At 38.2% G+C, this 15,282-nt stretch carries 13 protein-coding genes and 1 pseudogene; 5 read left to right on the forward strand and 9 right to left on the reverse strand.

The window, feature by feature from the left end; genetic code table 11:
- Positions 1-240 precede the first annotated feature (240 nt).
- Both A0J48_RS27590 and A0J48_RS11295 read left to right on the forward strand, forming a co-directional pair.
- Positions 241-1,041: pseudogene (locus A0J48_RS27590) on the forward strand (endonuclease/exonuclease/phosphatase family protein).
- Positions 1,042-1,113: 72 nt separating this feature from the next.
- Complete coding sequence (locus tag A0J48_RS11295) at positions 1,114-1,569, forward strand: DUF29 domain-containing protein (protein ID WP_200323121.1); 456 nt, start codon at positions 1,114-1,116, stop codon at positions 1,567-1,569.
- 94 nt (positions 1,570-1,663) lie between these two features.
- Here A0J48_RS11295 and A0J48_RS11300 read toward each other — a convergent pair whose 3' ends face one another.
- The 6 genes from A0J48_RS11300 to A0J48_RS11325 all read right to left on the reverse strand — a co-directional run bounded on the left by A0J48_RS11300 (position 1,664) and on the right by A0J48_RS11325 (position 7,112).
- Complete coding sequence (locus A0J48_RS11300) at positions 1,664-2,860, reverse strand: GUN4 domain-containing protein (RefSeq protein ID WP_200323123.1); 1,197 nt, start codon at positions 2,858-2,860, stop codon at positions 1,664-1,666.
- Positions 2,861-2,903: 43 nt separating this feature from the next.
- Entirely contained in the window at positions 2,904-3,278 is a 375-nt protein-coding gene (locus A0J48_RS11305; RefSeq protein WP_200323125.1) for a hypothetical protein, read from the reverse strand.
- A gap of 137 nt (positions 3,279-3,415) precedes the next feature.
- Positions 3,416-4,060, reverse strand: coding sequence for a Uma2 family endonuclease (locus tag A0J48_RS11310; RefSeq protein WP_200323127.1), 645 nt, complete (start codon positions 4,058-4,060; stop codon positions 3,416-3,418).
- 366 nt (positions 4,061-4,426) lie between these two features.
- Positions 4,427-6,217, reverse strand: a complete 1,791-nt coding sequence (gene typA / locus A0J48_RS11315; RefSeq protein WP_200323129.1) for a translational GTPase TypA — start codon at positions 6,215-6,217, stop codon at positions 4,427-4,429.
- A 169-nt stretch (positions 6,218-6,386) separates the two neighbouring features.
- Positions 6,387-6,851, reverse strand: coding sequence for a type II toxin-antitoxin system VapC family toxin (locus tag A0J48_RS11320; RefSeq protein WP_200323131.1), 465 nt, complete (start codon positions 6,849-6,851; stop codon positions 6,387-6,389).
- Positions 6,852-7,112 carry a hypothetical protein gene (locus A0J48_RS11325; protein WP_200323133.1) on the reverse strand — a complete coding sequence of 87 codons (261 nt, stop codon included), beginning with the start codon at positions 7,110-7,112 and terminating at the stop codon, positions 6,852-6,854.
- 119 nt (positions 7,113-7,231) lie between these two features.
- Here A0J48_RS11325 and A0J48_RS11330 point away from each other — a divergent pair, with 119 nt between their 5' ends.
- Positions 7,232-8,533 (forward strand): serine/threonine protein kinase, encoded by a 1,302-nt coding sequence (locus A0J48_RS11330; protein ID WP_200323135.1) that lies wholly within the window; start codon positions 7,232-7,234, stop codon positions 8,531-8,533.
- 313 nt (positions 8,534-8,846) lie between these two features.
- Here the strand turns inward: A0J48_RS11330 and crtR are convergent, their stop codons facing one another.
- Positions 8,847-9,737 (reverse strand): beta-carotene hydroxylase, encoded by an 891-nt coding sequence (gene crtR / locus A0J48_RS11335; RefSeq protein ID WP_200323137.1) that lies wholly within the window; start codon positions 9,735-9,737, stop codon positions 8,847-8,849.
- A gap of 453 nt (positions 9,738-10,190) precedes the next feature.
- Between crtR and pyk the strand changes: the two genes are divergently transcribed.
- Positions 10,191-11,960, forward strand: a complete 1,770-nt coding sequence (gene pyk / locus A0J48_RS11340) for a pyruvate kinase (RefSeq protein ID WP_200323139.1) — start codon at positions 10,191-10,193, stop codon at positions 11,958-11,960.
- A 713-nt stretch (positions 11,961-12,673) separates the two neighbouring features.
- Here the strand turns inward: pyk and A0J48_RS11345 are convergent.
- Positions 12,674-12,886, reverse strand: a complete 213-nt coding sequence (locus A0J48_RS11345; RefSeq protein ID WP_200323141.1) for a hypothetical protein — start codon at positions 12,884-12,886, stop codon at positions 12,674-12,676.
- 222 nt (positions 12,887-13,108) lie between these two features.
- Here A0J48_RS11345 and A0J48_RS11350 point away from each other — a divergent pair, with 222 nt between their 5' ends.
- Complete coding sequence (locus tag A0J48_RS11350) at positions 13,109-14,248, forward strand: SGNH/GDSL hydrolase family protein (RefSeq protein WP_200323142.1); 1,140 nt, start codon at positions 13,109-13,111, stop codon at positions 14,246-14,248.
- A 51-nt stretch (positions 14,249-14,299) separates the two neighbouring features.
- On the opposite strand, the gene larE is transcribed toward A0J48_RS11350, so the two are convergent.
- Positions 14,300-15,121: an ATP-dependent sacrificial sulfur transferase LarE gene (larE, locus tag A0J48_RS11355; RefSeq protein WP_200323144.1), complete on the reverse strand. Its 822-nt coding sequence runs from the start codon at positions 15,119-15,121 to the stop codon at positions 14,300-14,302.
- Positions 15,122-15,282 lie beyond the last annotated feature (161 nt).

The raw sequence follows: 15,282 nt of genomic DNA on the forward strand, positions 1-15,282 counted from the left end.
AGTCGTGCAAACTAAATTTTATATTTTGGAGAGGGAACAGGGAACGGGGAACAGTTAACAGGTAAGGAATCCAGAGATTTTTGTTTGTCTCAAACATGTTAAATTAATTTTGCTCAGGTACTTAACTCATCTCTAATAATGCGTTAACTCAAGATTTTGCATAAATGACAGAGAAAGATTGATGCTGAGGCGAAACTACTAGCAAAGCATAATGTTATTAATTAATTTATTTATTTATTTATGAAAATCATTACAATCAATATTCTTTTTAAACTTAATTATTGGCAACAACGCCGAGAATTATTAATAGCAGGACTAAAAGCTGAAAATCCTGATATCGTTGCTTTACAAGAGGTGAGTTTACCAGAAGATACAGCTAATTGGATTGCAGAACAATTAAATATTCCCCATATTTATAAAGCTGTACCTAAAGAAGTATGTGGTAGTGATTTACCTTTTGGTTTATCTATTCTCAGTCGTTATCCGATTTAAAAAACAGCCGCAATAAATTTAGAACATCAGGGAAGAATTGCTCAGTATGCACAAATTCAGTTAAATGATAACACATCTTTTGTTATTTGTAATGGTCATTATTTTTGGTATCCCGGTTCACATAAAAAACGCAATAAACAAATAAAATTAATGTTAGATTGGTTATCAGAGTTTGATGATCAAATACCTGTTATTTCTGTAGGAGATTTTAATGGTACTCCTGATACTTCGGGAATAAAAATGATTAAAGAAAAATATCGTTCAGCTTATGAAGTATATCATGGAATTGAGCCAGAATATACTTGTCCCACACTTTTAGGTCAAGACAAACTGAGTTGGAAAACTAGATTAAAATACTTTTGGAGACGTTTGATTTTTGATAGAAGTTGGAAACCTTGGAAGGGTACTTTAGATTATATTTTTATTAATCAGCGTTTACAGGTGCGAGATTGTCGAGTTATTCTTAATCAACCAGCAGCGAATAATCGTTATCTTTATCCTTCGGATCATTTTGGGATTTTTGCAGATTTGGAAATTGTTGATAGTTAGATTTTTTTATCTCACGCAGAGGCGCAGAGAGAGATTAAGAGGTATGATGGTATTAGAGATAAGGGTGAAGTTATGACTATTATTACTAATTTAAAGCAACTCTATGAAAGTGATGAAAGTTTATGGTTGGAGGAGACTATAGAGTTATTAAAACAAAGACAGTTTAATCAACTAGATATAGAAAATTTAATTGAGGAATTAATTAGTTTGGGAAAAAGAGATTTAGCGAAGGTGAAAAGTCTTTTGAGACAAATTATTATTCATTTATTATTATTGCAATTTTGGCAGGTAGAATATGACAGAAACCATCGTCATTGGATAGGGGAAGTTAAAACTTTTAGGTATGACTTAAATAATCATTTGACTACAAATTTAAGAAATAAGTTAGAGGATGATTTAGATAATATTTATCACAGTGCGGTTGATTTTGTGGAGAGTAAGACTGATTTATCTATTTTACCAGAAAAATGTCCTTATTCTTTGGGTAAGTTGTTAGATGATGATTATTTACCTGAAAGATATTCATGAGGTAAAATTTTAATTTCTTTGCGTCTTTGCGCGAAACTATCAAAATTTTGTTTTTTATTGGGTTTCGTTCCTCAAAACAACCTACGTATCGGATTTATATACGTCCATATATACGTCCAACAATAACTTCTAATCTTTCAAAATCTATATTGCATCGTTCTGATTTACCTGATAATAGCATTAAACGTATTGGAAGATGTCCGGGTGGTGCTACATTTGAGTAATAAATATCCGAGTAATATATACACTCATCTGCGTTACGCCAACCTACTTGATCAGCAAAGTTTTTTTTGATTTCATATTTATTATAAGTCATATAATTTCTGTCATGGCGACCTATAATTTCTTTCCAAATGCGTTTTTGAACACTAAAACCAAAACGTCCATTACTGTATTTTAACCAAAGTTTATTTATATTATTTAAGTCCTTTCTAGGAAGAACCTTAATATGTTCTGCATCAAAATGATTTTGAAGATAAGTTTTATATGGTGAAGTGTTAGGTAATTCTTTTTGAGCTATGAGATAGATAATTTTAGCTGTTTCTAAATCAGCTTCTTGCCATTTTCTAGCTTGCAATAATTCATCCAGATTCTTATAATACCCAGATACTACTTCAGTGAAATCTTTAGAAGACGTATAACTATAACTTGTAGCACTTCTTACAGCTTCTTTCGCTACCTCTGTTTCATCATTAGTTTTTGCAGCCTTGACACCAAAAGATTTTTTCCATGTGAAAAGCTTTTTTCTCACTTGAGGCTTTTTACGAGCTTCCTCTGCTAATTCACTTGCAACTTGTGTTTTAGCCTCTTCTTCACTATATCCTTGATTTTTTAGATGATTAACCAACTCACGAAGTTCAGTAGCAAATTCTGAAAAATTTTGATTTATACTAATATAATCTCCTTGTATCTCAATATAATCGCCATTAATATTTTCGTTGTAGTTACCTTCACTATAAATATTTATATTTTCATGTATATCATCATCTAAATAGCTTTCCTCCAAAATATTTTGTTGGTCTTTACCTCTAACTCTAACAATATATAAATATAATCCTAACCCAAATATAATTATTCCTAAGATTCCGAAAACAATAGTAATAATAATTTGATAGTTTGCAAAAATATAATCGAGCAATTGTTTTACAAAATTAATAATTGTTATGTATACAGCCCTAATGAAAGCTATACTAAAAACCAGCAATATAATTTTCTCTACCCAAGAAAGCCGATTGATCAGAAGATAGAATTGTTTCAGTATTTGGACAATTTGTTTTACAGTAATTTTCATAGATCAACTTCTGATCATTGCTTTATTGCTAGTAATCCAAACCTTAAAATGGCAAAGGAATACCCAATAACGCAAAAACTAATTTTATGACACCTACTGTAGTTTCTCCTATAACAGCACTTGCAGAAGCATCACGTATAGATTGACCTAATTTAATTAGCTTACCTTTCTCTTGAGGATTCTTTTTAATTTCATTTACCCAGTCTTTCGCTACTTTCTGTTGCGCGTCTTGGGGATGATAGCCCTGATTTTCTAGCTGGCGTAATAACTCTTGTATCTGAACAGCCGCTTGGGATAAGTCCTGACTAATATTGACATTGCCATGTACTTGCAAGTAAGGTCCTTCTATCGACTGGTTAAAGTTGCCACCCGAAGATAAATGTATGTTATAAGTAATATTACGGTTTTGTTCGTTCATGTAAACAATTTATTGTTCATAGGTTGGTATTTAATTATATTAACCCATGACACGATATTTAACTAGACTATAAAAACTTTTAATACTCCATGCGTTGGCATATCTTGAGTAAATTCAGTTATCATTTTGCTTTCCAACTACCTCTTTTCCTGCTCTCTCACCCAACTCCTAAACCTCTTAATAGTTGCATTCCTCCCATTAATTCCACTATTTTCCAAATATCGAGGAATCACATCAATTAAAGGTAAACCAGGAAAACTCAAACTCGACTGAGACACCACATAATTACCATCTACTAAAACATTAATTTGCAACTTCCCATTTTCAAACCTCCACAACTCAGGAACTTGCAAAGCTTGATATATATTTGGATGAGTGCGAGAGGTAACATCAATTTCTAAAGCTAAATCTGGAGGAGGATCAATAGTTAAATCTAACCTTTTCTTACCCCTAACTAAAGCCTCATTTTGAATATAAAAACATTGATCGGGTTCTATCCCCTTTTCCATAAATTGATTTTTGAAAGTCGTAGAACCAAGACTGAGAAATTCAATATACAATTCTTCTAGTAAAGCTTTAACTAAATCACTAATAATTTCTTTATCAAATTCATGTTCTGGTAAAGGAGTCCTACTTACTACTATTCCCTGATAATAAGCAATTCTAGCTGCACGATGTTCTCCCAATTCTTCCAGAATTGCTTCTAATTCTGTCCAAGTGACATTTTCTAATAAAACCCTTTGTCCTGGTGGTACATGAATGCGCTTTAATTCCAACAACATCCTTTCCACTCCTGGCAAAATAGCGAACTTTCAATATTCTATAAAATTAGTATAAATCTCTTTTTCTTCTCTCCGCGCCTCTGCGTCTCTGCGTGAGAAAAACCTCATATCAATCCCTTGGGATTTTAAACAAAAATATCAAAAAGTCAAAACAATGTCAATATCAATCGCCCAAAAAACCAAAACTCGTAAAATTATTAGGAATCTATATCAATATTATTGAGAATAGGGGTAATTATTGCGAACCGGGAGTTCTTAAACTTTTTTTGGAAACCCAGAGATAAGTTGATTTAATAGAACGCAGATGGACGCGGATAAACGCAGATAAAAAATGAGGGTGGGTTTGTTTTTCCCACCCTGGATAAATTAGCGTTTCGCTAACTTCTTCGCCATCTTGCGGAGACGAATAGATTGAGGTGTTACTTCTACCAATTCATCAGGTCCGATGTACTCTAATGCACGTTCCAAGCTCATATCTATAGGTGCTTGCAACTGTACTAGTTCATCACCACCTGCTGCACGGTGGTTAGTCAACTGCTTGGTTTTGCAAACGTTCAATTCTAAGTCTTGAGGACGGTTGTGTTCACCAACGATCATGCCTCTATAAACCTTGGTTCCTGGAGTAATGAAGAATGAACCTCTATCTTCTGCGTTTTTCATGGCGTAGAAAGTAGAAACGCCTTCTTCAAAAGAAATTAAAACGCCTTTGTTGCGGGCTTCAATATCACCAGAAAGTCCGCGATAGTCAAGGAAACTGTGGTTCATGATGCCTTCACCACGGGTCATCCGCATAAATTCACCACGGAAACCAATCAAACCACGGGCAGGAATGACAAACTCTAATTGAGTGCGATCGCCCGCAGTGGGTTGCATATCTTGCATTTCCCCTTTCCGTTGTCCTAAACGTTCAATACAGCTACCAACGGCATCACCAGGAACGTCTAAAACCAGAAGTTCGTAAGGTTCGCAAGGTTGACCATTAACTTCGCGGTAAATTACTTGAGGCTGAGAAACTTGGAATTCGTAACCTTCCCGACGCATGGTTTCAATTAAGATACCCAGGTGTAATTCACCCCGACCGGAAACGTGGAATTTATCAGGGGAGTCGGTTTCTTCCACTCGCAAAGCTACGTTGGTTTCTAATTCCCGGAACAAGCGATCGCGCACTTGACGAGATGTAACCAGTTTACCTTCCTGACCTGCAAAGGGTGAATCATTCACCCAGAAGGTCATCTGTAAAGTTGGTTCATCCACTTTAATTAGTGGTAACGCTTGGGGTTCATTAGGATCTGTAATAGTTTCCCCGATATAAGCATCAGCAAAACCAGCGACCGCCACAATATAGCCTGCGGTTGCTTCCTGTAATTCCACCCGCTTCAAGCCTTCAAATCCCATTAACTTGGAAATTTTAGACTTGACAATAGTACCATTTTCTGTTATCAACGCTGCCTGTTGTCCAGCGCGGATCGTACCGTTATGGATTCTACCAATGACAATCCGTCCCAGATATTCAGAATAATCCAGGGTGGTTACTTGCAATTGCAGAGGTTTGTTAGCATCGCCCACAGGTGCGGGAACATGACGGAGGATAGCCTCAAACAAAGGCTGCATATCTACCGCTTCTGCTTCCAAGGTTTCCTTGGCGTAACCTGCCATGCCGGAAGCGAACAGATAGGGGAAATCACACTGATCGTCATCAGCGCCTAATTCCAAGAACAGATCCAACACCTTATCAACGGCAACATGAGGATCAGCTTTAGCGCGGTCAATTTTGTTAATTACAACAATAGGACGCAATCCTTTCTCCAAAGCCTTTTTCAGTACAAAGCGAGTCTGAGGCATCGGTCCTTCGTTAGCATCAACAATGAGGATGCAACCATCAACCATGCCGAGTACCCGTTCTACTTCTCCACCGAAGTCAGCGTGTCCAGGGGTATCAACAATATTGATCAGGGTTTCTTTATATTTAACCGCAGTATTTTTGGAAAGAATCGTAATTCCGCGCTCTCTCTCCAAGTCGTTGGAGTCCATGACGCAATCCGGAACGTCTTCGCCTTCGCGGAAAATGCCGGACTGTTTGAGGAGAGCATCAACCAAAGTGGTTTTACCGTGGTCAACGTGAGCGATAATGGCGACGTTACGAATTGGGAGCGTCATAGAGAGTTTGGGTGTACTTTAGTGTTTTTAGATTAAGAAATACAATGTTTGGCTGTTCTAACAGAAGTGGGGATGTTTTGCCAATTCTGTAACGAACCTTTAATAATTCTAGCGTAATTGTCACAAATATTGTTGTTTTGACAAGAACTAGCAAGAGTGTTTTTGAGGTTTAGGGGTGGTTATTGGGGTTATCGACAACTAAACCCTCATGAACTGCGGCATTATTCAATTCTTGATCAGCGGATATAAAAGTTAACGGATGCAAATTATTTGCTATGCAAAGATTATTTATGGCTTGAGCAGCAGCGAGTTGAACTGCGTCATAGCCGCGTAAACCATGTTTTTCTGTTAATGTCATAGCTGAATTAATGATGTTATCTGTAATTTCAATCACTTGATATTCAGATTGGAGATCATTTTTTAATTGAGAATATACCGCTTTAGCATCTGTAGGAGAGATATTTCCACCCCTTGCACGTCTACTAATCGCCGCAGTAATTTCTACAGCAGTAATGGCTGCAATAAACACATTATTTTTTAAGCTAGGATGAAACAAACTCTCAACCCAAATTGAACCTATTTCCGCAACATAGCGTTTAACTAAAGCACTACTATCAAAGAAATAAACAGTCATTTAGCAGCGTTCCTCAATTATAGTTTGAGAAACAGGTTTACCCTGTACCTGAATTAGTGTTCTTTCCTGTGGTTGTGCAGTGGGTTGTTTAATTTCTTTCACCAAACCAGAATTTAAAAGTGCTTGGTGAAATTGTGTGATTTGATGAGCTTGTGCTTTATCAGTCAGATATATTTGAATGGCTTGATTAAGCTGCTGTAGTTCATCCTGTTCTAAACTATTTAGCTGGTTAATAATTTCATTCAGAAGAGTTTTTGGCATAGGTTCTTAGTTTGTCACATTAGGATTTTCTATTATTTTAAACCGATCACAACCTTTAATTAGCACTTACATCTAAAATTGTGCCAAAATAAACTGATAACTCTATCATTCTACAGATTATGGTTTGGTTATCAGGACAGCAATTACAAAACGGTAAATATACCATAGAAAAGAAACTGGGACATGGTGGTTTTGGAATCACTTACCTTGCTAAAGACAAAAAGGGTAATCCAGTTGTGATAAAAACCCTTAAAGATACAGATGTAGACAGTGATGATTTTGATAAATGTCTGCAAGATTTCATCAATGAAGCGATAAAACTAGCTAAGTGTAGCCATCATCCTCACATTGTCAAAATTTATGAATGTATCAAAGAGGGTGATATTTGGGGAATGGTAATGGAATATATAAAAGGGGAAGATTTAGGAATTTTAGTAAGAAATCACGGCATTTTATCTGAAGATTTGGCACTAAATTACATTCAACAAATTGGTGAAGCGTTAACCGTAGTTCACAGTAATGGTTTTTTGCATCGAGACATTAAACCACAAAATATAATGATACGTTCTGGTAAATCAGAAGCAGTATTAATTGATTTTGGGATTGCACGTGATTTTACACCTAATTTAACACAAACACATACGACACATAAAACATTGTTTTATGCACCTCCTGAGCAATATAATCCGCGTGCTAAACGAGGTGCTTTTACTGATGTTTATGCCCTAGCAGCAACACTATATAAAGTCTTGACAGGAAAAGAACCAGAAGGTGCTGTATCTAGAACGATGGGTGAACCACTAGCACCACCAAATAAACTCAATCCAAACATTAGTGATAGAGTCAATAGAGCAATTCTCAAAGGACTAGAATTGAAATCAGAAAAGCGTCCTCAGTCTGTGCAAGATTGGTTAAAGCTTTTAAAGATACCAGACGAAATAGTATCATATATTCTGGAAACAGAAAATAGATCAAAATTTATTGAACTGTTATCAAAATGTACCGAAGAAACTTTAAAAGTAATCAATTTAGCATATCGAGAAACCTCTCTATTGGGTCATAAGTTTATTGGAGCAGAGAGTATCCTTTTGGGTTTGATTAATGCAAATACTGGATTAGCTGCATCTGCACTAAAGAACAATGGTGTAACACTAGAAAATTCACGTCTTGAAGTTGAAAAAATTGTTGGTAGAGGTTCAGGGGTTCGCATAGAAGAAGTGCAATTTACCCCACGTGCAGTCAGAGTTTTAGAGCTATCACATCAACTATCTATCCCAATGATGAATGAGCGAATTTTTCCAGAGCATCTTTTGTTAGCTTTACTTTCCGAAGGTGAAGGTGTAGCAATACGTGTTTTGGAGAATTTAGGAGTTGAATTATCAAAATTAGAAAACTTTATATTAGAAAATATAGAACCCTGATGTTAGCTGAGAGAGTATATTTATTTTACTTTTTTACTCTCTCCTCTTCTTCTTACTCTTCCTTCGCGCTCTTCGTGTTCTTCGTGGTTCATTCCTTATAAACCTCAACACCAAACCAGAGATTAACAAAAATGCTACAAATATTATACTTTTACTATGTGGTAGTGATAAAATTAGTCAACAGCAAGATATTAACCAAGCGATAGAATTTTAGCTGATTCGCTCGAAAACAAAACTCAATCACTCTCAACAAATATCATTGCATGGGCTGAACAACCAGCCCAAATTACAAACTTAGAACTATCAACCCACATCAATCGTGATGCTGATGAAATCTGATTCCCACAAAAATATCATAAACAAACTCCAAGAAATCCTGCTTCTGCAACAAACCGGAAGTTTGCGGACTACCCTTTTCATCCAATAACGGCTTCATCACATAATAAGCAGGTTGGTAATTATACCAAGGAATCGAAGGCCATAAATGATGAATTAAGTGGTAATTCTGCCCCAAAATCAGCACATTGAGAATTTTACCAGGATAAACGCGAGCATTCTTCCAGCGACTTCTTTCTACAAAGGGACGATGGGGTAAATAATCAAAAAACAACCCCAATGCTATCCCCACTACAAACGCCGGAATAAACCAGAAATTGAGAATATACCCCAAAAAGTGATACTGGACAGAAATATAAACAATAGAAACCACAATTAAACGGCTAATAAACCATTCCAGTAGCTCATACTTACGCCACAATTTGCGCTGAAAGAAAAATACCTCATGGTATAAAAACCTCACCGCAATCAACCATAACGGACCACCTGTAGACACATAATGATCAGGGTCATCTTTAGGGTGGTTGACATTACCATGATGCTGTAAATGTACCCGTGTAAATACTGGAAACGCAAAAGCTAAAATTAAGGCGCTACCATGACCTAACATGGCATTAATAATGCGGTTACGATGAGCAGACTGGTGACAAGCATCATGAATCACCGTCCCAGAACAATGTAAGGCCAGAGTATTAATACTAAAACATAACCAATGCGGCCAATCCCACAGCCAGTAACCAAAGTTAGATAATACCAACATCATAACCACCACAAAAAACAGCAGTAGTGTGGGATTAAAATCACCGGGAGGTGCTAAAAGTTCCTTGGGGGGGATTGTCAGTGGCTTTTGTGCCTCCGACGTGAGCATTATTATCTCCTTGTTGAGCAAATATTACAAATATGAGCAAATATTACAAATATAAGATAAATCTTAGTAAAGAGTAAAGTTATGTAAAGCTTTGTATAGCAAGTTTTATCCCCAAACTTGCCGATTAGCAAATAAATGGAGCTATGATCCCAGACTATAACAGTGCTTGGATAAAAAAAGCTCTCCTAAAGTCAGGTTGCAGAGCAGATTGGTGTACGATCTCAAATCTATACCGCAACTACCACTTTCAACACTGCTCGCTTAAGAGCCTTAAATATAAGCAGCAGGGAGGAAAGAAACTTTCTCTTTCAAAAGAGAGCTTTGAAGCCAAATTAACCAATTATCAATTGTCAATTATCAATTGTCCATTGATGATAAAACAGTGACTGAAAAGAGCGGTCGCTGAACTTACGATTATTACCCAGATAGATCCAAAAATCCTGAAACCACCCCATGACGCAATTAAGAGATTCTCTGCGCCGAACCAAAATTGTTGCTACTATTGGACCTGCTACCAGCAGTCCAGAAATGCTCAAAGCAATCATTGAAGCTGGTGCAACCACCCTACGGCTCAACTTCTCCCACGGAACCCATGCTGACCATCAGCGTAGTATTCGGTTAATTCGGCAAACCGCGTTTGAACTCAATAGACCAGTAGCCATTCTCCAAGATTTGCAAGGTCCAAAAATTCGCTTGGGGCGATTTGAAAATGGTTATATAATTTTGGCCAAGGGCGATCGCTTTACATTAACCAATCGTCCAGTAGTCGGTACACAAGAAATTAGCTGCGTTACCTACGATTATTTAGCGCAAGAAGTCCCCGTCGGTGCCAAAATACTCCTCGATGATGGACGAGTAGAAATGGTAGTCGAGGAAATTAACAGTGACAAAGGAGATTTACACTGTCAAGTCACCGTAGGCGGTAAACTTTCTAATAACAAAGGCGTTAACTTTCCCGGAGTTTACCTATCCATCAAAGCCATGACCGACAAAGACCGAGAAGACCTGATGTTCGGTCTAGACCAAGGCGTAGATTGGGTAGCACTTTCCTTTGTCCGCAACCCCCAAGACATCATCGAAATTAAAGAACTTATTTCCAGCACCGGCAAAAACGTCCCCGTCGTTGCCAAAATTGAAAAACACGAAGCCATCGAGCAAATGGAAGCAGTGTTATCCTTGTGTGACGGTGTAATGGTGGCTAGAGGTGACTTAGGAGTAGAACTACCAGCCGAAGATGTACCAGTGTTGCAAAAGCGACTAATTGCCACAGCTAACCGTTTGGGAATTCCCATCATTACCGCCACCCAAATGTTAGATAGCATGGTCAGCAACCCCCGTCCTACCCGTGCAGAAGTATCCGATGTAGCCAACGCCATTCTGGACGGTACAGATGCAGTCATGCTTTCCAATGAAACCGCAGTTGGTAGCTACCCAGTAGAAGCAGTAGCCACAATGGCGAGAATAGCAGAACGTATCGAACAAGAAGAAGCACAAAACTCCTCTCGTCAGACAAGAGATAACAGACGTTCCATTCCCAACGCTATCAGTCAAGCTGTAGGTCAAATTGCCGAAAATCTCGGTGCAGCAGCAATTATGACCTTAACCCAAACAGGCGCTACAGCTCGCAACGTTTCTAAATTCCGTCCTAAAACCCCAATTTTAGCCATTACACCCCATGTCAACGTAGCTAGGCAGCTACAAATGGTATGGGGAGTTAAACCATTACTGGTGCTAGAATTACCCTCCACTGGACAGACATTCCAAGCCGCCATCAACGTCGCTCAGGAAAAAAACCTCTTAACAGAAGGTGATTTAGTAGTAATGACTGCTGGCACCCTGCAAGGCGTTTCTGGGTCAACAGACCTGATTAAAGTAGAAGTAGTGACAGCAATACTAGGTCAGGGAATAGGACTAGGACAAGGTTCAGTCAGTGGCCGCGCAAGGGTAGCTCACACTGGGATGGATGCGAGTAACTTTAACCCAGGTGATATTTTAGTCGCACCCCGTACTGGAGTTGAGTTTGTAGAAGCAATTCGCAAAGCCGGCGGTATTATTACAGAAGAGGAAAGTCTCTCCAGTCACGCAGCAGTCATTGGTTTACGTCTTGGTGTACCAGTGATTGTCGGTGTTAAAGAAGCAACACAAGTCATCAAAGATGGAGTGATTTTGACCCTAGATATGCAACGGGGTTTAATTTACTCTGGTGCAGTGGGAACACCCTAACCACCTTGAAGGATGAAAAAAGATTTTGTTTTTCATCCTTTCATCCTCTGTGTACCTCTGCGCTAACCTCCGTGTTCCTCTGCGTTTAAATAACTAAAAATAAGTAAAATATATTACAAAATTAATAAATACGTACTATTGACATTAATGTTGAAGATGCAGGAAAAGCGATTTGGGAATCGCTGAAAATACCGCATCTTCTGGTTAATCAAAAAATCGTTTTAGCTTTATAGCCACAGTCTGCAAAATGCAATCAAGTATGGCTATAAAGTCCATATTTGTCCTGATGGACGGGATATTTGCGAGAATCTTCTAAAAGATAAGCACAGCGCAATTTTGCTTTTTTTAGTAACAATCGCCAATATTGCATTTGATGTTGTTTACGCCGCTGTAAACCAGCGGCAACTTAACGCCATCTAGTGCGTTATTTTTTAGCAAACCTCAGAGTTTCACACTCGTTCTTATTCAGTTTTTTACTAATGAAGGGAATCTAGTGGGAAATCCCTTCACAGTCTGTGGAAAAACGGTATTTGCTGAGGAAATTCAACAACACCGCTGCATACTTTGTGAACTCAATGAGGTGGATGGAATGGGAAAATGCTCTTGATTTAGGTAAGAGTCGATAGTTGAATAGTCGCCGTTCTGCTATTGTCTGGAGTGCCATTAATAGTGTGGCACTAAAGACTCTAGAGTTTAGACTACTCAATGCAGAATCAGATGTCACCAGTTACTTGTCTTTGATGCACTTGATCTGCTAACTCTTGACGGCTTTGATCATCAAGCCTATCAATTGCTAACATTCCCATGAGGATAACCTCTTTTAAGGTCAAACGGGTAGAATGTGCCTGTTTTTGCACAATCTCTTTAATAATTGGACTTACACCAATTGCAGTACTTGCTCTAGCCACGGAAATAAATGGAAACATTAATGACTTCGCATAAATCTTAGCACTTTAAACGACGTTATTGTCTATATAAAAAAATTTAACAAACTTTTTTTTTGCAGTCCTTTTTATACTAGCAGCGGCAAAATAACGTTCTGACGGGGGATATTGATACAGCACTTGGAAAGTAAAATTTTCCTGAATTCAGCCAGATGCGGCTGTCATAAGGAAAAGCAGTGAATACTTACAAGGAAACAAACAACGATGAAGGAACCTTATCTGTTGGCAGCAAGCTTGTTGACAGGATTAGCAGTACCAACATCAGCTATTCCCAAGATGTCGAGTCCCCCACCAGAAAATACTGGTTTCCTGGAAGATTTAAAACCAAGTTCACAGTTACCAGTGGAGAAAAAAGTTCCCTCGAATGTTGACATTTCTTTACCTGAATTTAGCAGTCAAGCTGTCTCCAAAGCAGGAAGGTCAAAACCACGAGTACGTGAAAAATTTATCTCTAAGCCAGAATTTAGTGGTCAGCCTGTATTAACCTCAACCAGTTCGCAGCTAAAAGCCAGCCATAAAGTTACCCTGAGTGCTGACAAGATATCAGCAGAGTTAACTCACTATGTTTCGCCCAGACCTAAAAAAATGTCACTGAACTTCAGTTCTCAAAAAATTAAACAAAATTTGGTAACTGGAAGTCAACTGTATTATTTAAGATTAGCGTCTTTGAAAACTGGTCAGATATACACCCGTGTGGATGATGAAGATATCCAGTCTTTCTGGAAGTCGAGTAAAAAACAGAAACTTAGTTATGAAGATTGGAAAAGTTTACTAGCGATGGAAGCCAGGGCAATTTCCCAAGGACAAGGTGCAAATCGTTTGAGTATCTTGGTGGGTGATTCTTTGAGTATGTGGTTTCCTAAAGAAAAACTCCCTTCTGGTAAGCTGTGGCTGAATCAAGGCATATCTGGAGACAGGTCAGAAGGTGTATTGAGAAGACTAAGTGCATTTTCAATCACCAGACCAGAAGTAATTTATCTGATGATTGGCATTAATGATTTACTCAATGGTGCTAGTGACCAGACGATTTTAGTTAATCATCGCCGGATTATTAGCAGTTTGCGCCAGACTCACCCAAAAAGTCAGATTATGGTGCAATCCATTTTGCCTGTTAACCGCGCTCAAATTTCTAACCGCCGGATTCGTTATCTCAATTCTAAAATTGCCGTAATTGCCAAGCAAGAAGGCGCTTATTATCTAAATATCCACAATTGGTTTACTGACCTAGATGGTAATCTGCGCTCAGACTTAACCACTGATGGTTTGCATTTGTCACCACAAGGATATGATGTATGGCGATTTGCCCTGCAACAAATAGAGTACAAGATTGCTCAAAGTCTGTGAAGAAGAAGGCAAGAGGCAAGAGGCAAGAGGAAAGTAACTAATTTTGATACTTCATTTAGCTGTAATCTGCTGTAAAACTTGATTTAATTTGCCACTGCGATAGCCTTCTAAATCTAAGGCGACGTAAATAAATCCTAAATTCTGGAATGTACTCACCAGAGTAGGTAAATCTGTTTTTAAGACAAAATCTGGAATTTTTTCGGGTGGTAATTCAATTCTGGCCGTGTCTCCTTCTGACCGTACTCGCAAGTTATCCCAACCTAAATTTCTTAAATAAATTTCTGCTCTACCAACTCGTTGCAATTTGGCTATGGTAATTTCTTCACCGTAGGGAAAGCGCGAACTTAAACAGGGTTGGGCGGGTTTGTCCCACCAAGGTAAACCGAATTGTTGGGAAAGTTGACGGACTTCAGCTTTGGTGATGCCGACTTCTGCTAAAGGCGATCGCGCACCTCTTTCTTTTGCTGCTTGAATTCCGGGGCGATAATCATGCAAATCATCGGCGTTGACCCCATCGACTACATAAGGATATCCTAACTCTAATGCTAAAGGCTTGAGTGTATCGTGCAGTTCACTTTTGCAAAAATAGCAGCGGTTCACTGGGTTTGAGGTGTAGTTGGGATTTTCCATTTCGTGAGTCTGGACAATTTTATGGGCTATCCCCATGGTTACGGCTTGCGCTGAAGCGTCTGCTAATTCTTCTGGTAATAGGGAAGGAGAAACAGCAGTTACAGCCAAAGCGCGATCGCCCAACACATCTAAGGCAATTTTGGCTACTAATGTACTATCAACCCCCCCTGAGTAGGCGATCAAAGCCTGTCCCATTTCTGTAAATAAGGTTTTTAATTGTTCTAGTTTTTCTGTTAGTGTCATTTTCTCAAAACCCTAAAAGCACCCAAATCAATTATATTGTAGTTATTTATTTGTTTCCTGGCAGATCAGAATGTCTGCATCATAACGCTGAATATGAAAGGATTTTTAAGCTTTTTTTTGTTGGAATTAATCAATAACATCAACATCATCAAGCAACTTCC

It is taken from the genome of Sphaerospermopsis aphanizomenoides BCCUSP55, from assembly GCF_001586785.1.
Taxonomy (GTDB): domain Bacteria; phylum Cyanobacteriota; class Cyanobacteriia; order Cyanobacteriales; family Nostocaceae; genus Sphaerospermopsis_A; species Sphaerospermopsis_A aphanizomenoides_A.